General features: G+C 71.7%; 22 protein-coding genes. 19 read left to right on the top strand and 3 right to left on the bottom strand.

All coding sequences use genetic code 11. From position 1 onward, the window contains the following. Positions 1–78 precede the first annotated feature (78 nt). Genes ACX1D3_RS13555 through ACX1D3_RS13545 form a run of 3 tightly spaced genes read right to left on the bottom strand, consistent with a single transcriptional unit; the run spans position 79 to position 4,358 of the window. Positions 79–2,232, bottom strand: coding sequence for a transglutaminase TgpA family protein (locus ACX1D3_RS13555; protein ID WP_458994350.1), 2,154 nt, complete (start codon positions 2,230–2,232; stop codon positions 79–81). Further along, positions 2,229–3,455 carry a DUF58 domain-containing protein gene (locus ACX1D3_RS13550; protein WP_458994349.1) on the bottom strand — a complete coding sequence of 409 codons (1,227 nt, stop codon included), beginning with the start codon at positions 3,453–3,455 and terminating at the stop codon, positions 2,229–2,231. Before ACX1D3_RS13550 ends, ACX1D3_RS13555 begins: the two co-directional genes overlap by 4 nt. A 3-nt stretch (positions 3,456–3,458) precedes the next feature. Next, positions 3,459–4,358, bottom strand: coding sequence for an AAA family ATPase (locus tag ACX1D3_RS13545; protein WP_458996561.1), 900 nt, complete (start codon positions 4,356–4,358; stop codon positions 3,459–3,461). 237 nt (positions 4,359–4,595) lie between these two features. Here ACX1D3_RS13545 and mraZ point away from each other — a divergent pair, with 237 nt between their 5' ends. The 19 genes from mraZ to ACX1D3_RS13450 all read left to right on the top strand — a co-directional run bounded on the left by mraZ (position 4,596) and on the right by ACX1D3_RS13450 (position 24,089). Beyond that, entirely contained in the window at positions 4,596–5,030 is a 435-nt protein-coding gene (mraZ, locus tag ACX1D3_RS13540; protein WP_458994348.1) for a division/cell wall cluster transcriptional repressor MraZ, read from the top strand. 141 nt (positions 5,031–5,171) lie between these two features. Next, positions 5,172–6,134 carry a 16S rRNA (cytosine(1402)-N(4))-methyltransferase RsmH gene (rsmH, locus tag ACX1D3_RS13535; protein WP_458994347.1) on the top strand — a complete coding sequence of 321 codons (963 nt, stop codon included), beginning with the start codon at positions 5,172–5,174 and terminating at the stop codon, positions 6,132–6,134. Continuing rightward, on the top strand, positions 6,131–6,637 hold the full coding sequence (gene ftsL / locus ACX1D3_RS13530; RefSeq protein ID WP_458994346.1) for a cell division protein FtsL: 507 nt from the start codon (positions 6,131–6,133) through the stop codon (positions 6,635–6,637). The genes rsmH and ftsL overlap by 4 nt, the downstream gene beginning before the upstream one ends. 358 nt (positions 6,638–6,995) lie before the next feature. Beyond that, positions 6,996–8,753 (top strand): peptidoglycan D,D-transpeptidase FtsI family protein, encoded by a 1,758-nt coding sequence (locus ACX1D3_RS13525; protein ID WP_458996560.1) that lies wholly within the window; start codon positions 6,996–6,998, stop codon positions 8,751–8,753. Next, positions 8,753–10,312: a UDP-N-acetylmuramoyl-L-alanyl-D-glutamate--2,6-diaminopimelate ligase gene (locus ACX1D3_RS13520; RefSeq protein WP_458994345.1), complete on the top strand. Its 1,560-nt coding sequence runs from the start codon at positions 8,753–8,755 to the stop codon at positions 10,310–10,312. The genes ACX1D3_RS13525 and ACX1D3_RS13520 overlap by 1 nt, the downstream gene beginning before the upstream one ends. Then, positions 10,290–11,723, top strand: coding sequence for a UDP-N-acetylmuramoyl-tripeptide--D-alanyl-D-alanine ligase (locus tag ACX1D3_RS13515; protein ID WP_458994344.1), 1,434 nt, complete (start codon positions 10,290–10,292; stop codon positions 11,721–11,723). The genes ACX1D3_RS13520 and ACX1D3_RS13515 overlap by 23 nt, the downstream gene beginning before the upstream one ends. Next, positions 11,720–12,793, top strand: a complete 1,074-nt coding sequence (mraY, locus tag ACX1D3_RS13510; protein ID WP_458994343.1) for a phospho-N-acetylmuramoyl-pentapeptide-transferase — start codon at positions 11,720–11,722, stop codon at positions 12,791–12,793. Before ACX1D3_RS13515 ends, mraY begins: the two co-directional genes overlap by 4 nt. Next, the gene (gene murD / locus ACX1D3_RS13505; protein WP_458994342.1) at positions 12,772–14,244 is read left to right on the top strand and encodes a UDP-N-acetylmuramoyl-L-alanine--D-glutamate ligase; all 1,473 of its coding nucleotides are present in this window, start codon (positions 12,772–12,774) and stop codon (positions 14,242–14,244) included. Before mraY ends, murD begins: the two co-directional genes overlap by 22 nt. A gap of 14 nt (positions 14,245–14,258) precedes the next feature. After that, positions 14,259–15,491, top strand: a complete 1,233-nt coding sequence (gene ftsW / locus ACX1D3_RS13500) for a putative lipid II flippase FtsW (RefSeq protein ID WP_458994341.1) — start codon at positions 14,259–14,261, stop codon at positions 15,489–15,491. A 4-nt stretch (positions 15,492–15,495) separates the two neighbouring features. Continuing rightward, entirely contained in the window at positions 15,496–16,587 is a 1,092-nt protein-coding gene (gene murG, locus ACX1D3_RS13495; protein WP_458994340.1) for an undecaprenyldiphospho-muramoylpentapeptide beta-N-acetylglucosaminyltransferase, read from the top strand. A gap of 2 nt (positions 16,588–16,589) precedes the next feature. Next, positions 16,590–18,038, top strand: coding sequence for a UDP-N-acetylmuramate--L-alanine ligase (murC, locus tag ACX1D3_RS13490; protein WP_458994339.1), 1,449 nt, complete (start codon positions 16,590–16,592; stop codon positions 18,036–18,038). Next, a complete protein-coding gene (locus tag ACX1D3_RS13485) occupies positions 18,035–18,763 on the top strand; it encodes a cell division protein FtsQ/DivIB (protein WP_458994338.1) in 729 nt (242 codons plus the stop codon). The genes murC and ACX1D3_RS13485 overlap by 4 nt, the downstream gene beginning before the upstream one ends. A 142-nt stretch (positions 18,764–18,905) precedes the next feature. Then, positions 18,906–20,048, top strand: a complete 1,143-nt coding sequence (gene ftsZ / locus ACX1D3_RS13480; RefSeq protein WP_458994337.1) for a cell division protein FtsZ — start codon at positions 18,906–18,908, stop codon at positions 20,046–20,048. Between the two features lie 105 nt (positions 20,049–20,153). Then, the gene (locus ACX1D3_RS13475) at positions 20,154–20,600 is read left to right on the top strand and encodes a cell division protein SepF (RefSeq protein ID WP_458996559.1); all 447 of its coding nucleotides are present in this window, start codon (positions 20,154–20,156) and stop codon (positions 20,598–20,600) included. A 4-nt stretch (positions 20,601–20,604) separates the two neighbouring features. Beyond that, positions 20,605–20,889, top strand: coding sequence for a YggT family protein (locus tag ACX1D3_RS13470; protein WP_458994336.1), 285 nt, complete (start codon positions 20,605–20,607; stop codon positions 20,887–20,889). A 110-nt stretch (positions 20,890–20,999) separates the two neighbouring features. Next, positions 21,000–21,941 (top strand): DivIVA domain-containing protein, encoded by a 942-nt coding sequence (locus tag ACX1D3_RS13465; protein WP_458994335.1) that lies wholly within the window; start codon positions 21,000–21,002, stop codon positions 21,939–21,941. A 272-nt stretch (positions 21,942–22,213) separates the two neighbouring features. Further along, positions 22,214–22,639, top strand: coding sequence for a TraR/DksA family transcriptional regulator (locus ACX1D3_RS13460; protein WP_458994334.1), 426 nt, complete (start codon positions 22,214–22,216; stop codon positions 22,637–22,639). Beyond that, entirely contained in the window at positions 22,636–23,172 is a 537-nt protein-coding gene (locus ACX1D3_RS13455) for a signal peptidase II (RefSeq protein ID WP_458996558.1), read from the top strand. Before ACX1D3_RS13460 ends, ACX1D3_RS13455 begins: the two co-directional genes overlap by 4 nt. Beyond that, complete coding sequence (locus tag ACX1D3_RS13450; protein WP_458994333.1) at positions 23,169–24,089, top strand: RluA family pseudouridine synthase; 921 nt, start codon at positions 23,169–23,171, stop codon at positions 24,087–24,089. The genes ACX1D3_RS13455 and ACX1D3_RS13450 overlap by 4 nt, the downstream gene beginning before the upstream one ends. The last annotated feature ends 28 nt before the right edge of the window (positions 24,090–24,117 follow it).

Here is a 24,117-nt window from a genome sequence, read left to right as displayed (position 1 = left end):
GACCTTTCGTCCCAGTCTATGCGCCGGGTCAACCGCCCAGAGGGGCGACCGCCAACAGTTGCCCCGGCCCGCCCCCGGTCAGCGGCGGAGGCGCCAGAATGAGGCCGGCAGCAGGACCGCCGCGGCCCGGGTGAGGGCCGACGAGTCGGCCCACAGCGAGGCGCGCACGGCCCGCACCTGCGCAGCAAGGCGTCCGGGATCCGCGGCCTCGCGGGAGAACCGGCTCACCTCGACGGTGTGCGCGACCTCCCGCAGCGCGGTGGCCCCGTTGGCCGGCAGTTCGGCGGCCAGCGACACCGGCCCGGGGGAGCCGTCGGGCCACGGCCGGCGGTAGTCGTGGAACAGGGCCTCCACCTCGGTCCACGCCGAGCCTGCCGCGACCCTCGCCTCCTGCCCGCCCCGCAGCCTCCAGGACCGCAGGATCAGGCGGACGACGGCGGGGGCGGCCAGCAGGGCCAGGCCCAGCCCAGCGGCGAGCCAGCCCAGCCAGCCGAGGCTGCCCGAGGCGCCCGGGGCGGTGGGCTGGAGCGTGGGGAGCGGCTGCTCCGACGGCAGCGCGGAGGGCGCCGTGGTGGGCAGGGACGGGCTCGGCGTCGCCGACGGGGACGCGCTCGCGGACGGCTGGGCCGCCGGGTCGGTGTACTCGGGCGGGCCGTCGAACGCGGGCGTGGGCTCGAACGGCACCCAGCCCAGCCCGTCGAGGAACAGCTCGGGCCAGGCGTGCGCGTCGTGCGAGGTGACCTGGAACGAGCCGTCCTCGAGCCGCTCGCCGGGCGCGAACCCCACGGCCATCCGGGCAGGGATGCCCTCGATCCGGGCCATGGTGATCATCCCGGCGGCGAAGTGCACGCAGTAGCCGGCGCGGGCGTCGAGGAGGAAGGAGCTGATGGCGTCGGTGGCGATGGAGGGCGGCGCGTCCAGCGAGTAGGCGAACGCGGACGAGCGCAGGAACTCCTGGATGGCCAGGGCCTTCTGGCCGGCGGTCTCCGCGCCTGCCACCACGTCGGCCGTCAACTCCGCGACGCCCGGGGACAGCCCGTCCGGCACCAGAGCCGTCACCGGGTCCACCCCGCCGCCGACTCCGGCGGCCTCGATGTCCTCGCGTGACGGGGAGGGCACCACGGAGACCACGGAGTAGGTGAGGTCCACCGTCTGCTCCACGCGGTCCGGGCCGGAGGCCACCACGCTCATCGTGGCCGGGTCGAAGGTCCAGGTGCCCTCGGCGTCGAGGGACTCGACGGCGAACGGCGCCGGCAGGTACTCCGAGGGCACGCCGGCCATCGCCACGTCCACCTCCACCCGCTCGCCAGTGAAGGAGTAGGCGCCGGCCATCCCGAAGCGCGACAGCCGCATCGGCAGCAGCCGCGCCCCGTCCGTGGTGAGCTCCGGCAGCGCGACGGTGCGCATGTAGGCGCTCTGGTCGTTGCTGGTGCGGTAGGTGAGCACGGGGCTGTCGGCGGGGCGCCGGAGGTCCTGTTCGAGGCGCACCGTCGGGTCGCTCAGCTGGATCGGGCCGTCCGGGCCGTCGTTGTTCCACGGCTGCTTCTGGCCCATCGGGATGAGCGGGGCGATGATCAGCGCGAGGGCCACGGCGACCGCCCCGAACGCCACGGCCACCTGGGTCCGCGACACCAGGTAGGCGCCCACCCGCGAGGCCTTCCCGGTCAGCTGTTCGGCCAGCCCGGTGGCGCTCAGCAGCACCGCGAGATAGCCCAGCACGACGGGCAGCACGTAGACGAACGACAGGTCCACCACGAGGGTGATGCCGGCGATGCCGTAGGCCAGCGCGAGCGGCGCGACGGCCCAGGCGGGCTGCTCCAGCACGTTGACCAGCAGCTCCACCACCAGCGCCAGCAGGGCGGTGAGCAGCACGATGAGCCACAGCAGGCCGGGGGTGGGCTCGACGGGGGCGGCGCCCGTGCGGATGGTCACCACGCCCTCGGCGGCCAGCGCCTGCATGGTGGTGAGCGGCTGGCCCAGACCGGCCCCGCTCAGCGCGAGGGCGCGCCACCACACCACGGCGCCCACCGCCATGACCTGGGCCAGCAGGACCAGCGCGCGCGGCAGCCGCAGCGCGGCCAGCCCCAGGCCGACGAGGCCGGTGGTGGCCACCACGAGCCCCGTCTCGACGAGGTACTCCACGCCGGTGACCATCGTGGCCAGCGGCAGCAGCCCCAGCCAGACGGCGACGGCGGCCACGACGCTGGTCCACGGGTGGTAGCTGAACCTCACCGCGACACCCTCTTCCACACCGAGGGCACCGGCTCGCCGGGGGAGTAGGTCTCCAGCGTCCAGCCGTGGTTGCGCATCATGCGGCAGGCGTCGTCGTGCTCGTCGTCGGCGGCACCCCAGGCGCGCGAGTCCGGCACCAGCGCCACCAGGCTCCTTGCCCGCCCGCCGGCCGCGACCAGCGCGGCCGCGTCGGCCGCGGTCAGCAGGCCCGTGGCCGCGACGATGGAGGCCGCCGACGTGAGCGCCTCCGTGTCCGTCACCGCCCTCCCCAGCCAGGTCTCCTCCGACGGCGCGAGGTCCGTCATGGACTCGATCAGCGCGTGTTGCGCGCCGTGCCCGACGGCGTGGCCGGACTCGAACACGGTGCCCGACGGGGCCACCACCGCCAGCCGGTAGCGGCCCTCCACCAGCAGCGCGGCGATGGAGGTGACGGCCGAGACCGCCCACTCGAGGCTCCCCGTCGGCCCGTGGCCCAGGTGGGCGCTGAGGCGGTTGTCCACCACCAGCGTGCTCGACGGGTCCCACGGGTGCTCCTCGAGCCGCACCATCAGGTCTCCCTGCTTGGCGCTCATCTTCCAGTGCACCCGGCGCATGTCGTCGCCGTGGCGGTGCTCGCGCACCAGCACGTCGTCCTGGCCGGCCTGCCCGATCCGCTGCGGGGTGGCGTCGCCCGCGGCGCCCAGGCCGGCCCCGCCGGTGAGCTCGCCGAGCGGCCAGACCCGCGGGGTGACGCGCAGCAGGGTGGGGGTGCCGGCGGCGGTGAACGTGCGGGTGGCCAGGCCGAACGGGTCCGAGGCCGTGCCGCGCAGCGGGCCGATCTCGAAGCGTCCGCGCTGGTCCGCCTCCACCGTGTACCCGACGGCCTGGCGCCACCGGCCGAAGCCGCGGGCGATGACGAACGAGGCCCCTCCGCCGAGCACCGGCGGGGCGTCGTCGACGAAGCGCAGCGCGCTGGCCTGCGCCGGTGACTGGTTGGCCACGTGGAGCACGGCGCGGGTGGACGAGCCGACGGGGATGGTGGCCGGGGTGAGCGTCCTGTCGTGGCTCACCCGGGGGCGTGCCAGCACCAGGTAGCCCGCCGCCAGCAGCGGCAGCAGCGCCAGAGTCAGGGCGAGCCAGAGCAGGTCACGCTCGCCGAGGTAGCTGGAGCCGACGGTGGCCGCGACACCCAGGACCAGCAGCATGATGCCGCGGCCCGTCAGCCGGGTTCCCCGCTTCCGCAACGCTCAGCCCCGGTTCGGGGCCGAGGTGGCGTCCACGATCGCACCGACGATGCCCTCAGGGTCCCGCCGCGACACCTGCGCCTCCACCGTCGGCAGCACCCGGTGCGCGAGCACCGAGACGGCCAGGGTTCGCACGTCCTCCGGGATCACGTAGTCGCGGCCGGCCAGCGCGGCCTCGACACGCGCCGCCCGCATGAGGTGCAGGGACGCGCGCGGGCTGGCGCCCAGCCTGAGGTCAGGGTGGAGGCGGGTGCCCTCGACGATGGCCACGATGTAGTCGTTGATCACCGGCGCCACGTACACGGTGCGGATGGCCCGGATGGCCGCGGCGACGGCGGCGGCGTCGGTGACCGGGGTGATGCCGGTCAACTGGTCCCCGCCGGCGTTGTGGGTGAGCATGGCCACCTCCGCCTGCCGCGCCGGGTAGCCCATGGTGATGCGGGCCATGAAACGGTCGCGCTGCGCCTCGGGGAGGGGGTAGGTGCCCTCCATCTCGATGGGGTTCTGGGTGGCGATCACCATGAACGGCTCGCTCAGCCGGTAGGTGTGCCCGTCCGCGGAGACCTGCCCCTCCGCCATGGCCTCCAGCAGCGCGGACTGCGTCTTCGGCGAGGCCCGGTTGATCTCGTCGCCGAGCACGATGTGGGCGAAGATGCCGCCGGGCTTGAACTCGAACTCCCGCGTGGATTGGTTGTAGACCGACACGCCGGTCACGTCGCTGGGCAGCAGGTCCGGCGTGAACTGGATGCGCTTGACGTCGCCGGAGATGGCGCGGCCGAGTGACTTCGCGAGCACCGTCTTGCCCACCCCGGGCACGTCCTCGATGAGCAGGTGGCCCTCCGCCAGCAGCACCGCCACGGCCATCCGGATCTGGTGCGGTTTGCCCTCGATGACGCGCGCCATCTCCGCGGAGATGTCACGGGCGAGCTTGGAGACCTCGGCGAGCGAGGGGGTGGCGGGCTGGTTCACCGGGGACTCCTTTGAGAAGTGGGCGTCGGGACGGCGTTCCCAGCCTATTCCCAGACCGCAACGCCCCGTCGACACGCCAGAAAGTGGTGTCCAGGTGGAGGGAAGTGGGGTACGGTGGGGCGAAATGGAGCGAAGTGGATGGATTGTGGAGGGGAAGGGGGTGCTCACACCGTGTTTCTGGGGACGTACACACCGAAGCTGGACGAGAAGGGGCGCCTCATCCTCCCCGCGCGATTCCGCGACGCATTGGAGGACGGACTCGTGGTGACCCGCACCCAGGAGCGGGCACTGGCCGTCTACCCCAAGGACACGTTCGAGGCGTTGATGGCCGAGGCCATGAGCGCGCCGAGCACCGTGAAGCAGGTCCGCGACTACCAGCGCATGATGACCGCGGGCGCCAGCTTCGAAGTTCCTGACCGGCAAGGGCGGGTGACCATTCCCCAGATCCTGCGCGACTACGCCGGCCTGGATCGTGACGTCGTGGTGATCGGCGCGATGAACCGCGCCGAGATCTGGGACGCCGAGACATGGCAGAAGTACTCCGAGGCGAGCGAGGAGAGCTTCTCGGGCATGGACGACGAGCTCGCCGCCTTCCAGCGCCTGTAGCAGGCCCACCCGGCGGCTCCCGGCCGGCGGCCCTGACGTCACTTCCCCGGTGTCAGGTCCACATCCGGAAGGGAACCCCTGGGTGGGGCTGCAGAGGCCGACGACACACGCAACACACCATCAGGACAAGGGTCGATATACATGCAGGGCTACGAAGACGTTCACGATCCGGTCATGCGTGACCGCATCGTCGAGCTCCTCCGTCCGGCGCTGCAGCGGCCCGGTTCGGTCTATGTCGACGGCACCCTCGGCCTGGCCGGCCACGCCACCGCCGTGCTGGAGGCGTGCCCCGAGGCGCGGCTCATCGGCATCGACCGGGACCCCGACGCCCACGCCGTCGCCCGCGAACGCCTCGGCGCGCTCGCGGAGCGGGCCACGCTCGTGCACGCCGTCTACGACGAGCTGCCCGAGGTGCTCGCGGATCTGGGCCTCGCGACGGTGGACGCCGTCCTCCTCGACCTCGGGCTCTCGTCGCTGCAGATCGACCGCACCGAGCGCGGCTTCGCCTACCGCGTCGACGCGCCACTGGACATGCGGATGAACCCCACCGAGGGGCCCACCGCGGCCGACGTGCTCAACACCTACCCGGCCGGCGAGCTGGCCCGGATCCTCAAGTGGTACGGCGAGGAGCGATTCGCGGACCGGATCGCGCGCGCTGTCGTGGCCGAGCGGGAGCGGGAGCCCTTCACGCGGTCGGGGCGGCTGGTCGAGACCATCTCCGCGGCCATCCCCGCCGCCGCCCGGCACACCGGCGGCCACCCCGCCAAGCGCACCTTCCAGGCGCTTCGGATCGAGGTCAACCGCGAGCTCGCCGCACTGGAGGGCGTGCTGCCCGCCGCCGTCGACGCCCTCGCACTGGGCGGCCGGATCGCGGTGCTCAGCTACCACTCCCTCGAGGACCGGCTGGTCAAGCGCACGTTCGCCGCCAAGGCCACCGACCGGGCGCCCAGGGACATGCCCGTCATCCCCGAGCACCTCAAGGCCGAGCTGCAGCTGCTGACCCGCGGCGCCGAGCGGCCAGGGCCCGACGAGACCGCCACCAACCCCCGGGCCGCCTCCGCGCGGCTCCGGGCCGCCGTTCGCATCAGGGAGGCCACAGCATGAGCGCGCAGCCGATCACCGCCGCCGAGACCGCCGCCCCGCGCCTGCGGATGGTCAGGACCCCGGTGGCCAGGGTGTCCACCCTCGGCTTCGCCGCCATCGTGGGTCTCCTCGTCGCACTCGGCCTGGCCGCCGTCATGGTGGTGACCACCTCCGTGGGGGCCCAGTCCCGCGAGCTGGCCGGCCTGCGCAAGGAGGCCACCGAGCTGGGCTACACGCAGGCGGCGCTCACCTCGCAGCTGCAGAAGGTCTCCAGCGCCAACGCCCTGGCGCTGCGCGCCTCCCAGCTCGGCATGGTGCCCAACCCGTACCCGGCGTTCCTCCACCTCGCCGACGGGTCCGTCACCGGCGTCCCCACCCCGGTGACCGGCGACGAGCTGCCGTTCCTCCGTGGTCGCCGCTCCGAGGCGCCGCCGGCGGCCGCCCCCATCGTCACGCCGGAGCCGGAGGCCCCGGTGGTCCAGCTGCCCGACGACCTGGCCGCGGCAGGGACGACGGGGGGCTAGAGCCATGGCGGACAGACCTGATCCCAACGGCCCCAAGGGGGGCAAGCGGCCTCCCTCGCCGCGCGGCACGGGCGACTCGAAGCCCCGTCCTGCCACGGGTGCGTCGAAGCCCCGTCCTGTCACGGGTGGGACCAAGCCCCGTCCGGGCACGGGTGGCTCGCAGCCCCGTCCGGTCACGGGTGGGTCCAAGCCCCGCCCGGTCACCGGTGGCTCCAAGCCCCGCACGGCCCAGCCCGGCGCGTCACGGCCCGGCGGCACACCGAAGCGGGCCGGGGCCACCCGTCGCCCGGCGCCCCGCCGCCACCGCAAGTCGGTCCGCCTTCCAGTGGGGCGCACCAGCGTGCGGATCCGCGTGTTCATGGTCACCCTCGGCGTGCTCCTGTCGATCGCCGGCGTGCGCGCCGTCCAGTTGCAGGGCATCGACGCGCAGGCGTTCGCCGCGGAGGCCGCGGCCCAGATGCAGTCCACGCGTGAGCTGCCCGCCACCCGCGGCACCATCACCGACCGCAACGGTGTAGTGATGGCGGCCACCGAGCCGGCCCGGATCGTCTCGATCGACCCGGACATGATCCGCACCAACGGCGCCGACAAGCGCTACGCGATGAGCGAGAAGAAGCAGGAGGAGGCCGCCGCCGCCCCCAGCGCGGTGGCCGACATCCTCGTCGAGCACCTCGGCGGGAAGAAGTCCACCTACCTGGCGCTGATCAACACCCCCGACTCGCGCTACGAGATCGTCGAGCGCAAGGTCCCCGCCGCCGTGTACACCGCCATCCAGGCCGACATGCAGAAGGGCTTCGGCGGCGACGGCACGCGCCCCTGGAAGGGCGTCTTCGGCGACCCCGACCCCATCCGCGTCTACCCCAACCGGTCCGTGGCCTCCAACGTCGTGGGCTTCGTCAACGGCGACGGGGAGGGCGCCGCCGGACTCGAGTACGTCCTCGACGGCGAACTCGACGGCACAGCCGGCAAGCTGGTCTACGACTGGTCCACCTACGGCCGCATCCCGCTGGGCACCAACATCATGACCCCCGCCCAGGACGGCACGTCCTACGGGCTGACGATCGACTCGGACCTCAACTGGATGACCGAGCAGATCCTGGCCGAGTACGTGAAGCAGGCGGGCGCCTCGACGGGCAAGGCCGTGGTGATGAACGTCAAGACCGGGGAGATCCTGGCGCTGGCCAACAACCCCGGGTTCGACCCGTCGAACACGCGGGCCGCGGACGCGGAGGACCTCGGCAACCGCGTCGTCACCGAGGCCTACGAGCCGGGTTCGGTGCAGAAGGTGCTGACCATGGCCGCCCTCGCCGACCAGGGTCTCGTCACGCCGACGACCCGCGTGAAGGTTCCGGCGAGGATCGCCTCCGGCGCCGGCTACGTCCGCGACTCGTTCGACCACGGCGAGCTCCAGATGACAGCCAGCGGCGTCGTCGCCCAGTCCTCCAACATCGGCACCATCCTGCTGTCGCGGCAGATGGAGAAGTCCGCCCTCTCGCAGTACCTGTCCGCCTTCGGCCTGGGCGCCAAGACCGGCGTCGGCCTCCCCGGCGAGACCGCGGGCAGCCTCCCCGGCACGGACATGGCCGACTACACGCGTGACCAGGTCTCCTTCGGCCAGGCGGTCTCCGTCAACGCCGTCCAGATGGCCGCGGCGATCAACGCCGTCGCCAACGGCGGGGTCTACGTGCAGCCCACCATCATCAACTCCGCCACCACGGCCGACGGCGAGGCGCTGGACCTGCCCGAGCCCGTCACCCGGCGGGTGGTCTCCGAGGAGGCCGCAGACATGGCGCTGCAGATGATGGAGTCGGTGATCACCCTCAACGAGAACCGCGCCATCCCCGGCTACCGCACCGGTGGCAAGTCCGGCACGGCCCAGCGCTTCGACCCGACGTGCAAGTGCTACAACGGCTTCACCGCCAGCTTCGTCGGCGTGGCGCCGGTGGAGGACCCGCAGATCCTGGTCTACGTGGTGCTCGACCAGCCCACCAACGGCAACCTGGGCAGCCGCCTCGCGCTCCCCGCCGTCAACGACATCCTCGAGCTGGCCCTCCCGCGCTACAACGTCGCCCCGTCGACGACGCCGCCAGCCGAGACCCCGCTAACGTTCGAGTGATGAACGCCACGCTCCGCCCCGCGTCCCCGCCGCCGGCGCCCCTCGCGGTGCTCGCCGACGGGCTGGGGCTGCTGGGCGACGCGCATGGCCGGGTCGCGGTGACCGGCATCACGCTGGACTCGCGGGCCGTCCGGCCGGGCTGGCTCTACGTCGCGCTGCCCGGCACCCGCACGCACGGCGCCGCGTTCGCCGGCGCCGCCGTCGCCGCCGGGGCCGCCGCCATCCTCACCGATCACTCTGGCCTGGCACTGCTCGCCGGGCCGGCGGTCCCCGTGCTGCTGGCCGAGGACGCCCGGCACGCGGCGGCCGTCATGGCGGCGCGCTTCTACGGGGAGCCCGCCCGCGCCCTGACGATGCTGGGCGTCACGGGCACCAACGGCAAGACCACCACCGTGGCCCTGCTCCAGGCGGGCCTCGCCGCCGACGGGCGCCTGGCCGGCACCATCGGCACCATCGGCTTCCGGCTGGGCGCCGAGGAGCTGCGCACCTCGCGCACCACCGTCACCACCCCCGAGTCCCCGGACCTGCAGGCGCTGCTCGCGGTCATGCAGCGCCGCGGCGCGCAGGCGGTGGCGCTGGAGGTGAGCTCGCACGCCCTGGCGCTCAGCCGCGTGGACGGCATCGAGTTCGACGTGGCCGCCTTCCTCAACCTGGGCCGCGACCATCTGGACTTCCACCGCGACCTCGACGACTACTTCGAGGCCAAGGCCTCGCTGTTCGAACCGGGGCGGGCGGCCGCCAGCGTGGTCTGGATCGACGACCCGAAGGGCCGCGAGATCGCCCACCGCGTGGCCACCCACGGCAGGAGCCGGCTGATCACCGTCGGCAGCACCCCCGAGGCGGACTACGTCCTCACCGGCTACGAGGCCCTCGCCCCGCTCGGCGGCCGCGCCACCCTCACCAGGGCGGGGGAGTCCCTGACGCTCGAGCTGACCCTGCCGGGCGAATACAACATGATCGACGCCGCCGTCGCGTTCGCGATGCTCGAGGCGGTGGGCGTGAGCGCCGACGCCGCGCTGACGGGGCTGCGCGGCGCGCAGGTGCCCGGCCGGATGCAGCGGGTGGACCTGGGCCCGGGCGCGCCGCTGGTGGTGGTGGACTTCGCGCACACCCCGCAGGCGGTGGGCGCGGCACTCGAATCCCTGGCCGGCCAGGGCCGCATCGTCACCGTGCTGGGCTGCGGCGGGGACCGCGACCCCGACAAGCGCCCGGAGATGGGCGCGGCCGCCGCCCGCGGCAGCGACCTCACCATCATCACCGACGACAACCCCCGCTCCGAGGACCCGGCCATCATCCGCGCCCAGACGCTCGCCGGGGCCCGGCCCGCCCTGCGCGCCGGCGCGGAGCTCATGGAGGTCGAGGGGCGACGCGCGGCCATCGAGACCGCGCTGAGGGGGGCCGGCGCCGGTACGGTGGTGGCCATCCTCGGCAAGGGACACGAGCGCGGGCAGATACTTGCAGACCGCACCGTCGACTTCGACGATGTCGAGGAAGCGACGCGAGCCTGGCGCCGCCTGACCGAGGAAGGAGCCACCGATGCGTCCCCGCACGATGACTGAACTCGTCGAGCTGATGCAGCCGGCGCCCGTCGAACTCTTCGGCGACGACGCCGTGGCCGGCCCGGATGTGATCATCGACAACCGCGAGACCACCCCAGGGGCGCTGTTCGTCGCCATCCCGGGGGAGCGGGTCGACGGCCACGACTACGCCGCCGCCGCGGCCGCGGCCGGGGCCGCGGGTGTCATCGGCATGGCCGTCACCGAGGCGCCCGTGCCGCACATCCTGGCCGAGGACTCGGTGGCCGCCCTCTCCTGGCTGGCCCGCGGAGTCGTGCGCGAGGCCCGCGCCCGCGGCATGGTCAGCATCGGCGTGACCGGCAGCTCCGGCAAGACGAGTACCAAGGACCTGATGGCGCAGGTGTTCGAGGCCGCCGGCCCCACCGTCGCCCCCGTCGGCTCGCAGAACAACGAGGTGGGCGTCCCGCTCACCGCCTGCAGGGTGAGCGACGACACCGCCTACCTCGTCTCCGAGATGGGCGCCCGCGGCATCGGCCACATCGCCTGGCTCACCTCGCTGGTGGGGCTCGACGTGGGCGTGTGCCTCAACGTCGGCCGCGCCCACGTCGGCGAGTTCGGCGGGGTGGAGGCCACCGCTCAGGCCAAGTCCGAGATCGTCGCGGACCTCGCCGAGGACGGCTGGGCCGTGCTCAACGCCGACGACCCCGCCGTCGCGGCCATGCGGGAGCGCACCCGCGCCCGCATCGCCTGGTTCGGCGAGGGGGACCTGCCCGACGGAGACCTGCGGGTCACGGCCCGCGGCGTCACCCTCAACGCGCTCAGCCAGGCCTCGTTCGACCTGGTGGTGGACGACGGGCACACCGAACGCACCGCCCCCGTCACGCTGCGGGTGATCGGCCGGCACCAGGTGGGCAACTCCCTGGCCGCCGCCGCGGCCGCGCTCGCCGTCGGCCTGGACCTCGGCCTCATCGCCCAGGCGCTGTCCGGGGCCTCGCCGCGGTCCAGCTGGCGGATGGAGCTGCACCCGCGCGCCGACGGCGTCCTCATCCTCAACGACGCCTACAACGCCAACCCCGACTCGATGGCGGTTGCCCTGGCCACCGCGGTGGAGCTGGGGCAGGGCTCGCGCGCCGAGCACCCCGGGGCCCGGGTGGTGGCGGTGCTGGGCGACATGCTCGAGCTCGGGCCGCTCGCCCCCGAGCTGCACGAGGAGGTGGGCCGCCTGGCGGCGGACCTGGGGGTCGCGGAGGTGGTCGCCGTCGGCGGCCTCGCCGAGCACGTGGTGGCCGGCGCCGCCGCGGAGGGCCTGCCCGCCCGCGTCTCGGATCGTGCATCCGTGGCCGCTTCCCTTAGCCTGTCTCCCGGCGACGTCGTCCTCATCAAGGGCTCACGAGGCGTCGGATTGGAAACGGTCGCGGCCGAGCTCGCGGACGGAAACGGAGGCGCCAAGTGATCAACATCCTCGTGGCGGGGTCCCTGTCGCTGCTGTTCGCGATGGTGGGCACGCCCCTGCTGATCAAGTTCCTGACCCGGCGCCAGTACGGCCAGTTCATCCGCGAGGACGGACCCACGGCCCACTACGTCAAGCGCGGCACCCCCACCATGGGCGGCCTGGTCATCATCGGCGCGGCGGTGCTGGCCTACACGCTGTCGCACCTCGTGCGCTGGCAGCCGCCCAGCCTGTCGGGCGTGCTGCTGCTCGGGCTGGCCGTCAGCATGGGCTTCCTGGGCTTCCTCGACGACTGGGCCAAGATCTCCAAGGAGCGCAGCCTCGGCCTCACCGCCCGCGGGAAGCTGGTGGGGCAGTTCCTCATCGGCGGCGTGTTCGCGTTCCTCGCGCTCAACTTCCCCGACGAGCGGGGCCTGACGCCCGCGTCGCCGGCCATCTCCTTCCTGCGCGACATCCCCTGGCTGACCCTGCCGCTGCTGCTCGCCGTGCCGGTCATCATCTTCCTGATCATGGCGTGGTCCAACGCGGTCAACATCACCGACGGCCTCGACGGGCTGGCCGCCGGAAGCGCCACGCTGGTGTTCGCCGCCTACACCATCGTCAACATCTGGCAGTTCAACCAGTGGTGCGCGCGCACCTCGACGGCCGGCCCCCGCTGCTACGAGGTGCGCGACCCGCACGACCTGGCCGTGGTCGCGGTGGCGTTCGCCGGAGCCTGCTTCGGGTTCCTGTGGTGGAACGCCAAGCCGGCCAAGATCTTCATGGGCGACACGGGCTCGATGGCCATCGGCGCCGCGCTGGCCGGGTTGTCGATGATGACCCGCACCGAGCTGCTGCTGGTCATCCTGGGCCTGCTGTTCGTCATCGAGGTGGGTTCCGTGACGCTGCAGGTGGCCTACTTCAAGGCCACCAAGGGCAAGCGCATCTTCAAGATGTCGCCCATCCATCACCACTTCGAGCTCGTGGGCTGGGACGAGGTCACTGTCGTGATCAGATTCTGGATCATCGGCGGGCTGTGCGTGGCGCTGGGCGTGGGCATCTTCTACGCCGAATGGGTGGTGGGTCAGGGATGACCAAGGACTGGATGACGACCGCTGACCGCCTCTCGGACTGGCCCTCGGCCCAGGTGGTGGTCGCGGGGCTGGGTGTCTCCGGCTTCGCCGCCGCCGACGGGCTCATCTCGCTGGGCGCGAAGGTGATCGTCCTCGACGAGTCCGAGACCCACGCCGACAAGGCGACGCTGCTCGAGCACCTCGACGTTACCGTCGTACTGGGCCCGGGTTCCACCGCGACGCTGCCGCCCGGCACGGACCTCGTGGTCACCTCACCGGGCTGGCGCCCCTCCGCGCCGCTGCTGCGCCAGGCCGCGGCCGCCGGCGTCCCCGTGTGGGGCGAGACCGAGCTGGCGTGGCGGATGATGCAGCCGGACCGCGCCATCCCCTGGCTGGGCATCACCGGCACCAACGGCAAGACCACCACCACCCAGATGCTGGAGTCGATGCTGATCGCCGACGGACGCAAGGCGGCCGCGGTGGGCAACATCGGCCGCCCCATCATCGAGGCCATCCTCGACGACACCGACTACGACGTGTTCGCCGTCGAGCTGTCCAGCTTCCAGCTGCACTGGATGAACAACGTCCACCTCCACTCCGCGGCCGTGCTCAACCTGCACCCGGACCACCTGGAGTGGTACGAGGGCGCCCCCGACACCATGGGCCTCTACGCCGCTGACAAGGCCAAGATCTACTCCGGCGTCACCCACAGCTGCGTCTACAACGTGGCCGAGCCCGAGACCGAGAAAATGGTGGAGGAGGCCGACGTGGTCGAGGGCGCGCGCGCCATCGGTTTCACGCTGGGCACCCCGGCCGTCTCGATGGTCGGGATCGTCGACGACCTCATCGTGGACCGCGCCTTCGTCGAGCAGCGCCGGGATTCCGCGCTGGAGCTGGCGAAGGTCTCCGACGTGCAGCCCTACGCGCCGCACAACGTGGCCAACGCGCTCGCCGCCGCCGCCCTGGCCCGCAGCTACGGCGTCAAGGCCTCGTCCGTGGCCGCCGGGCTCAAGCGGCTCCGGCTGTCCGGGCACCGCATCCAGCAGATCGCCGAGGACTCGGGCGTGCGCTGGGTCGACGACTCCAAGGCCACCAACCCGCACGCGGCCAACTCCGCCATGCAGGCGTACCCGTCGTTCGTGTGGATCGCGGGTGGGCAGGCGAAGGGCACCACGTTCGACGACCTGGTGCGCCACCACCGCGCCAAGATGCGCGGCGCCGTCGTCATCGGCGTTGACCGCCACCTCATCGCGGACTCGCTTGCCCGACACGCGCCCGAGGTCCCGGTGCGGGTGCTGGACAGCGCCGAGACTGGGGTGATGGACGAGGTGGTGGCCCTGGCGGGCGCCATGGCGCGCCCCGGGGACACGGTGCTGCTCTCCCCGGGCTGCGCCAGCCTTGACATGTTCGACAGCTATTCGGCCCGAGGCGAGAAGTTCGCCGAGGCGGTGCAGCGGTACCTGGCAGGGTGACGAGAGAGGACGAGATGGCCACAGACGCAGTGACCCCGGCGCGGCCGATCACCCTCTGGTCCCAGGTCAAGGTGCTGGCCGCCTCCCCGATGGCCCCGTTCTACTTCATCGTGACGAGCGTGGCCGTCCTGGTGGGTGTCGGCTTCCTGATGGTGCTGTCGGCGTCGTCGGTGGTGGCTCAGGTGGAGAAGGGTGACCCCTACTACTACACCGTCCGACATTTCGGCTTCCTCGTCGCGGGCGTCGTCGCGGCCCTGATCCTCAGCAGGATCAAGCCCGCCCACCTGCGCCGGCTCGGCTGGCCCGCGTGGGCGCTGGCGGTGGGGCTGCTGATCCTGGTGGTGCTCTTCGGCGCCGAGATCAACGGCAACCGCAACTGGCTCAAGCTCGGCCCCATCCAGTTCCAGCCCGCCGAGTTCGCAAAACTTGCGCTGGTGGTGTGGTGCGGGACGGTGTTCCACATCAAGCGGGGCAGGCTGCACGAGCCCGCGCAGCTGGCCATCCCGCTGGTCCCGCTCGGCGGTCTGATCCTGGCGCTGGTGCTGGCTGGCCGCGACCTGGGCACCGGGCTCATCATCGGCGTGATGCTGGCGTTGGTGCTGTTCTTCGTGGGCACCTCCATGCGGGTCCTCGTGCCGTTGGGCGCCGCCGCGCTCGTGCTCGTGGGGCTCCTGATCTACGGCTCCGGCAACCGCATGGACCGGATCGCCATCTTCCTCAACCCTGAATCCAACACGGACCTGTCCTCACAGCCCATGGCCGCCCTGTACGCCCTGGCGTCCGGCGGATGGTGGGGGCTGGGGCTGGGGGCCAGCCGTCAGAAGTGGGGCGGCCTCAAGACCGGCGCCCACACCGATTACATCTTCGCCGTGATCGGCGAGGAGCTCGGGCTGTTCGGAGTGTTGCTCATCATCGCCCTCTTCGCCCTCCTCGGCTGGGCGGGGCTGGAGGTGGCGATGCGCTCGGACGCCATGTTCAACAAGGTGGTCGCCGCCGGCATCACGGGGTGGCTGCTGATCCAGGCCGTCATCAACATCTTCGTCGTCCTGCACCTCCTGCCGGTGCTGGGCGTTCCGCTGCCGTTCGTCTCCAACGGCGGCTCCGCGCTGCTCGCCAGCCTGATGGCGGTGGGCGTGCTGCTGGCACTGGCCCGGGACACCCCGGACGCGCGCGCGTTCATCGCCGCCCGGAAGAAGAAGTCGAGGCCGCGGATGACCAGCGTCATGGCCGCCACCAGGGAGGACTGAGAGCATGCCCAGCATCGTGATGGCCGGCGGCGGAACCGCCGGCCACACCTCGCCGCTCATCGCGACGGCCAAGGCCATCCTCGACCGGGGGCCGGCGGACATCGTCTGCGTGGGCACCGCGAAGGGGCTGGAGACCCGCGTCATCCCGGAGGCCGGGCTGGAGTTGCGGCTCATCGATCCGGTGCCCCTGCCCCGCACCCTCAACCTGGACCTGGTCAAGCTGCCCGTCACGCTCACCCGGTCCGTCTCCCAGGCGCGACGCATCCTCAAGGAGACGCGGGCCGATGTGCTCGTCGGCTTCGGCGGCTACGTGTCGATCCCCGCCTACCTGGCCGCCTGGCTGTCCGGCGTCCCGGTGGTGGTGCATGAGGCCAACAAGCTGCCCGGCATCTCGAACCGCATCGGCGCCCGGTTCGCCAGGTTCGTCGCCACCACGTTCAAGGAGACGACGATGCGTGGCGGTCGGCTCGTGGGCATGCCGATGCGCCGCTCCATCACCCACCCCGAGGTGTCGGCCGCCGACGCCCGGGCGTCCTTCGGGCTCGACCCTGATCGCCCCACGCTGCTGGTCAGCGGCGGATCGCAGGGTGCGCGGAGCATCAACCTCGCCGTCGAGGAGGCCCGGAACGTGCTGCTCGACGCCGGCGTCCAGATCCTGCACGTGCTCGGTCCGAAGAACATGACCGACGCCCACGTGCCGGTGGGGCGTCCCGGCGGCGCGCGCTACGTGCCCGTGGCCTTCGTCCAGGACATGGCCGTGGCCTACGCCGCGGCCAGCCTCATGGTGGGCCGGGCGGGCGCCGGGACCGTGATCGAGACCGCCGTGTCGGGCGTGCCGGTGATCTTCGTGCCGCTGCCCTACGGCAACGGGGAGCAGGCGCGCAACGCGGCCGAGCTGGTCGCGGCGGGGGCGGGATTCCTCGTGGCGGACGACCAGTTGACGCCGAGTAGACTGACGGAGCTGGTGCTGGACACGCTCGGGGACCCCGAACGGCTGGCCGCCATGTCGGAGACGTGCCGCGGGATGTACCCGTCGGACGCCGCCGAGGTCCTCGCAGAGGCCGTCCTCCACGTGGCGGCCCACGGAAAGGTATGACGATGCTCCTCAATCCCATTGAGGTCGTTCCGGCCGCGCAGGTCGGTCCCGTCCACTTCATCGCCGCCGGCGGCTCCGGCATGAGCGGCATCGCCCGCCTCTACGCCGAGCTCGGCATCAAGACCTCCGGCTCCGACCGCTCGGACTCGACGGCGCTGCGCAACCTCGCGCGCGCGGGCGTCACCACCTACGTGGGCCACGACGCGGCGCAGCTGGGCGACGCGCGGACCGTCGTCATCTCGTCCGCCATCCGCGCCGACAACGTGGAGCTGGTCGAGGCACGCCGCCGCGGTCTGCGCATCTGGCACCGCTCCGCCGCTCTCGCCGCCCTCATGCAGGGCAAGCGCGGGGTGTCGGTGGCCGGCACGCATGGCAAGAGCACCACCACCGCCATGACCGCCATCATGCTCAGCGAGGCCGGGCGGGACCCCAGCTACGTCATCGGCGCCCCGCTGTCGACCACCGGCGCCAGCTCGGCGATCGGCTCCGGGCCCGCGTTCGTCGTCGAGGCGGACGAGTCCGACGCCTCCTTCCTCCAGTACCCAACCGAGATCGCCGTGATCACCAACGTCGAGGCCGATCACCTCATCAACTGGGGCACCCCCGAGGCCTACGCCGACGGCTTCCGCGCCTACGCCACCCGCCCCCCCGTCCAGCACGTGGTGATCAACGTCGACGACCACGGCTCCCGCGCGCTCGCCGACGCCCTGGTGGGCGAGGCCAAGCACATCATCCGCTACGGCGAGGCCGAGGACGCGGACGTGCGGATCACCGACGTCGAGGCCCACGGCAACGGTGTCGCGGCCACCATCAGCTACGGCGAAGACTCCGGTCGCATCGTGCTGCAGGTCCCGGGCAACCACAACCTCGCCAACGCGTCGGCCGCCTACGCGGTCGGCCGCATCCTCGGGCTCTCGCACCAGGAGGCGGTGGACGCCCTCGGCCGCTTCGAGGGGACGCTGCGCCGCTTCCAACTCATCACCGACACCGCCGGCGTGCGCGTCTACGACGACTACGCCCACCACCCCACCGAGATCCGGGCCGCGCTGACCGCCGCCAGGCGCGCCACCGCCGCCGGCAACGAGGCCACGGGCCTGCCCGGCCGGCTCATCGCCTGCTTCCAGCCGCACTTGTACAGCCGCACCGTCGACTTCGCCGACGAGTTCGGCGAGGTGATGACGCTGGCGGACGTGGCGGTGATCAACGACGTCGACGGCGCCCGCGAGGACCCGGTGCCCGGCGTCACCGGCGAGCTCGTCGTGGACGCGGCCATCCGGCACGGCGCCAAGGACGTCATCTACGTCAAGGAGAAGTACGACCTGCCGGCGGCCCTCAACGAGATCGCCCACCCGGGAGACCTCATCATCACGCTCGGCTGCGGGGACGTCACGATCGTGGGCCCGCTCCTGGCGGACCTGCTCAAGCAGCGGCCTGACGCACAGGTGTCGTGACGGAGGCGCTTCCTCCCGGCGAGTTCGCCAAGGCGCTCCAGCAGAAGCGGATGTCCGAGCGGCGCCGTCGGTGGATCCTGCGCGGCTCCCTGGCCGGGGCGGTGGTCCTGCTGCTGGTGGGCGGATGGCTGGCCTTCTTCTCGCCGGTGTTCGAGACGCGCGCCGTCGTCGTCGAGGGCACGTCGCTGCTCACCGTCGATCAGGTGACCGCGGCGGCCGCCGTCGAGATGGGCGTGCCGCTGCTGCGGCAGGACGTGACGGCCGTCACGGAGCGCGTGAGGTCGTTGGCCCCGGTGCGCGAGGTGGTGGTGTCGCGGCGGGCGCCCGACACGATCGCCGTCGCGGTGACCGAGCGCGAGGTTTCGTTCCAGCGCAGGCGCGAGGGGGAGTGGGACTGGGTCGACGCCGACGGGGTGGTGTTCCACCGCACCCCTGAGCCGCGCCCCGACACCATCCAGGTGACCAGCAGCAGCACCGACGAGCGGCTGCTGCGCGATGTCGCGGTCGTCGCGGCGCACATCCCGGAGGCGGTCCGGCCCGAGGTGCGCCGGATGACGGCGGAGGCGGTGGACCGGATCACGCTGACGCTCACGGAGGGGCGCACCCTGGTGTGGGGGAGCGCGGAGGAGTCCGAGCTCAAGTCCCAGGTGGCGGCGGCGCTGTTCGCGTCGGTGGAGGCCGAGGTCTACGATGTCTCGGCCCCCCGCCACCCCACCACCAAATGACGCGACGGCGGCGTTCGAGGCCCTCGAGGGTGGAGGCTGCGCGGCGCCGCGGACGAACCCTGAAGTAGCACTTGAGGTGAATCCGTCATGAATCCGACGTGGCGTTGGACGCTGGCCGCGACGCTCCCATAGCCTTCAGGGCATGGCAAGCGCATCTCAGAACTACCTCGCGGTGATCAAGGTCGTCGGCGTCGGGGGCGGCGGCGTCAACGCCGTCAACCGCATGATCGAGGCCGGGCTCCGCGGAGTGGAGTTCATCGCAGTCAACACGGATGCGCAGGCGCTTCTCATGAGCGACGCCGACGTCAAGCTCGACATCGGCCGCGAGCTGACCCGCGGCCTCGGCGCCGGCGCCGATCCGTCGAAGGGCCGCCAGGCCGCCGAGGACCACGCCGACGAGATCGAGGAGGCGCTCAAGGGCGCCGACATGGTCTTCGTCACCGCGGGTGAGGGCGGCGGCACCGGCACCGGCGGCGCGCCCATCGTGGCCAAGATCGCACGCTCGCTCGGCGCGCTCACCATCGGCGTGGTGACGCGCCCCTTCTCGTTCGAGGGCCGTCGCCGCTCCACGCAGGCCGAGTCCGGCATCGAGGGGCTGCGCGAAGAGGTGGACACCCTCATCGTCATCCCCAACGACAAGCTGCTGCAGATGACGGACCGCCAGGTGGCCATCCTGGACGCGTTCAAGCAGGCGGACCAGGTGCTCATGCAGGGCGTCTCCGGCATCACGGACCTCATCACCACCCCCGGCCTCATCAACCTGGACTTCGCCGACGTGAAGTCCATCATGAGCCAGGCCGGATCGGCCCTCATGGGCATCGGCTCGGCCCGCGGCGAGGACCGCGCCCGCGCCGCCGCCGAGATGGCCATCTCCTCGCCGCTGCTCGAGGCCAGCATCGACGGCGCCCACGGCGTCCTGCTGTCCATCGCCGGCGGCTCGGACCTCGGCCTGTTCGAGGTCTCCGCCGCGGCGCAGCTCATCGAGGAGGCCGCGCACGACGAGGCCAACATCATCTTCGGCACCGTCATCGACGACGCGCTCGGCGACGAGGTGCGCGTCACCGTCATCGCGGCCGGCTTCGACGGCGGCCAGCCCCAGAAGCGCCAGGCGCGTCCGGTCGAGCAGCGCCAGGGCCAGCCGTCGCGCCCCGTGTCGCAGCCCGCTGCCAGCTTCGCCCCGCAGGTCAGCCCCATGCCGGGCCAGAGGCCCTCGCCCGCGCCGCAGCCGTCGCCCCGGCCCGTGGATGACGACGACGACCTGGACGTCCCCGACTTCATGAAGTGATCGGCGCGCCTCGGTGCGTCGGGCCCTCAACCGTTGCGTCGGGCGCTAGCCTCGTGGCATATCAATGAAGGAGGCACCGTGGGCGTGAAGAAGCTTGCTGCGTGGATGGGGCTCGTCGAAGACGACCGCTACCGTGACGAGGCCCATGACGACGGAGACCTCACTGACGATATCTACGTCGACGAGGAGAGCGAAGAGATGAGCAAGGTGGCTCCCCTTCCCACCCGGCGCCCGACGGCGGTGGCGGCGGTCCCGCAGCCGGAGGTGGCAGACCTGAGCCGGATCGTCAGCGTGCGGCCCCGCTCCTACAACGAGGCGCGCGTCATCGGGGAGAACTTCCGCGACGGCATCCCCGTGATCATGAACCTGTCGGACATGGAGGACGGCGAGGACAAGCGCCTGGTCGATTTCGCCGCTGGGCTGATCTTCGGGCTGAGGGGCAACATCGAGCGGGTCTCCAGCAAGGTCTTCCTGCTGTGCCCGGCCAATCTGGTGGTGGGCCCCGAGGATAAGGAGCGCATCGCCTCCGGCGGCTTCTTCAACCAGAGCTGAGCCCATGGTCGCCTACATCCTCTGGTGGCTGATCGGCCTCTACATCTGGGTCCTGCTGGCCCGGGTGATTCTCTCATGGATCCCGATGTTCGCTCCCGGTTGGACTCCGCGTGGGTTCGTGCTGGTCATCGTCGAATTCGTCTATACGCTGACGGACCCACCCGTGAAGGCCCTGGGCAGGGTGATCAAGCCGGTGCGCATCGGCAATGTGTCGCTCGATCTCAGTGTGCTGGTGCTGTTCATCGGCCTGCAGATCCTGCAGTCCCTCGTTCGATTCATCCCCTTCTGATGCAAACTTTCAAGTCCTGCTGTAGCTGTTGGCCGGTGCGCGAAGCGCTACGCTAGCCTGACAGCGAGCCGGCCTGACCGGTCCGATCCGACTTTTCTATTGGAGCAACTATGAGCCTGACCCTGGATGAGGTGCGCCAGATCCGCTTCCGCATGTCGCGCCGTGGCGAGACCGGCTATCAGGTGGGCGACGTCGACACGTTCATCGACAAGGTGGAGCTGACCTTCGACGAGTTCGACAAGGAACGTGAGCGCATGCGCCGCGAGCTCGAGTCGGTGCAACAGGGCAGCTTCTCCGGTGGTGGCGACGACAACGGGGCCAGCGCGGCCGCCCTCCAGGAGAAGGACCGCGAGATCGACTCGCTCAGGTCCGAGGTGGATCGGCTCAACTCAGCGCTCAGCGAGGGTGGGGATGTCAACGCCTCCCTGGCCGCTTCCGAGCAGCGGGTCCGCGAACTCACCGCCGAGAACGAGCAGCTTCGCAACCAGCTCGAGCAGGTCCGCGCCGAGTACGACAGGTCCCGCTCCGAGCGGGTCACCTCCGCCGGCGGCGTGCAGCACCTCACCGTCACCTCCAGCGAGGAGGCGGCCCCGGCCGTCACCCGCCTGCTGCAGATGGCCACAGACCAGGCCACCACGCTGGTCAACGAGGCTCAGGCCGAGGCCCAGCGCAAGCTCGACGAGGCGGACCAGCGCGCCAACGAGATCAAGACCGACGCCCGCACCAAGGCCGAGCGCATCGAGTCCGAGGCCCGCGTCAACGCGGAACAGATGACGAACGAGGCGTCCTCCCGCGCGGCCGCAGTGGACCACCAGGCCGCCGAGCGCCGTCGCGAGCTCTTCTCCGAGCTGGAGCGCGAGCAGGCCGAGCTCACCACCAAGGTGGACCACCTGCGGGGCTTCGAGTCCAGCTTCCGCGAGAATATGAGCGGCGTGCTGCACCGCTTCATGAGCACTCTCGACGGTGCCCACGCGGAGCCCAACGACGTGCCCGAGTTGGCTCAGCGCTCCGACACCCCGCGCCTCGACGCGCTGGCAGGCGGAGATCAGTAGCAGACCAACCCGAACTCGACACAGGCCGGCGCCCCAGGGCGTCGGCCTGTTGACATGATCGGCCATGGGAACCACTGATCAGTCTTGTCGGGCCGCGGCACACCGGATCGGGCGATCTGACGCCCTCCAACTGGAGATGGACCGCCGAGCGCGGGCACCAGACGGAGGTGCGTCATCTCATCCCGCCCCGCGCGTCCCCGCCGCGAACAGCATTGATCGGTACTTCCCTTGGTGTACCCTTCCCGAACAGCATTGAGCAGGAGAGCAGACAAATGCCCACGTCGAAGAAAGCCGTAGAGCCGAACGCGGCGCTCCCGGTCCTCGAAGGAGAGGAGCCCTGGACGCCTGAGGAGGTGGCCGAACAGCGCGCCGAACTCCACGATGAACTCGAGCGCCTCGAGCGGCGCATCGCGGCGACGGAGGCCGAACTCGAGGCACTCCTCAAGGGCGGCACCGACGGCGCCGGTCGTGACCCGGCCGACGTCGGCTCGAGCAACTTCGAGCGCGACCAGGAGCTGTCGCTGGCGCAGAACGTGCGCGAGATGGCCGAGCAGCTACGCCTCGCCATACACCTGTTCGACATCGGGGAATACGGCAACTGCGAGATCTGCGGCAACCCCATCGGGAAGGGTCGGCTGCAGGTGTTCCCGCGTGCCACCCTGTGCGTCACCTGTAAGCAGCGCGAGGAACGGCGCTGAGCGCCCGACGCCGCGGCATCAGGCGGATCGCCGTCGGCATCGGGCTTCTCGGACTGGGCGTGGACCAGCTGGTCAAGCTGGCCAGCGTCGCCTTCCTCGAACCGGGCGTCCCCGTCGAGTTGGTGGGCAGCCTCCTGAAGCTGAACCTGATCCGCAACCCGGGTGCGGCGTTCGGCATGGGGTCGGGCGTCACGATCGTGTTCTCCATCTTCGCCATACTGGCCACGGTGGCGTGCCTGGCGGTCGCGCTCCCTCGCATCACCAAGCTGTGGCACGGGGTCGCCCTCGGCCTGCTGCTCGCGGGCATCACCGGCAACCTGGTGGACCGGATCTTCCAGCCGCCGTCGGTCCTGCGGGGCCACGTCATCGACATGTTCCAGCTCCAGTACTTCGGGGCGATCTTCAACGTGGCGGACGTGTGCATCACCTCGGCGGCGGTCCTCATCGTGATCGGCGGCTTCCGCGACGAGCGCGCCGAAGCAAACGCCGCGAAGGCCGCCGGCGAGGAGCCGTCGAAGGCAGTGGAGGCGTGAGCGTCTTCATCGTCCCGGACGCGCTCTCCGGGGGGCGCGTCGACGCGACGGCGGCCCGCATCTCGGGGTACAGCCGCTCCAGGGTCGAGGCGCTCATCGAGGCCGGTGGCGTGCTCCTCGATGGGGCCGTCGTCGCCAGGGCATCCCAGCGGGTTGCCGGCGGCGAACTGCTCGAGTTGGTGGACGACGCCGCGCCCGCCGGTGTCCGACTGTCGCCCCACCTGGCCGACGGGGTGCGCATCGTGTTCGAGGACGCCGACCTGGTCGTGGTCGACAAGCCCGTCGGCGTGACCGCCCATCCCAGCCTCGGATGGGAGGGCCCGTCAGTGGTGGAGCACCTGGCCGCGGCCGGCGTGCGGATCTCCACCTCCGGCGCCGCCGAGCGGCGGGGCATCGTGCAGCGCCTCGACGTGGGCACGAGCGGATTGATGGTGGTGGCCAAGTCGGAGGTGGCCTACACGGTGCTCAAGCAGGCGTTCCGGGACCGCACCGTCGACAAGACCTACCACGCCCTGGTCCAGGGGCATCCGGACCCGTTCGAGGGCACCATCGAGGCGCCTATCGCCCGGCATCCCGGCTCGGACTGGAAGATGGCGATCATCGAGGGCGGACGTCACTCCGTCACCCACTACGAGACCATCGAGGCGCACCGCTCGGCCACGCTGCTGCGGATCCACCTGGAGACGGGTCGGACCCACCAGATCCGGGTGCACATGGCGGCCATCGGGCACCCGTGCTGCGGAGATCCGCTGTACGGCGGGGACCCGGTGCTGGCCGCCCGGCTCGGCCTCGTGCGGCAGTGGCTGCACGCCGTCAGGCTGGGTTTCACCCACCCCACCTCAGGGGAGTACGTGACCTTCGACTCGCCGTACCCGGACGACCTGGCGCACGCCCTCGACGTGGTCCGCGAGGGCTGAGGCCACCGTCGGTCAGCGGGTGCGCGGG

This window comes from Tessaracoccus yangjingae (assembly GCF_054483935.1).
Note: the sequence above shows the minus strand (reverse complement) of the source record. Positions and strands in the feature narration are given on the sequence as shown.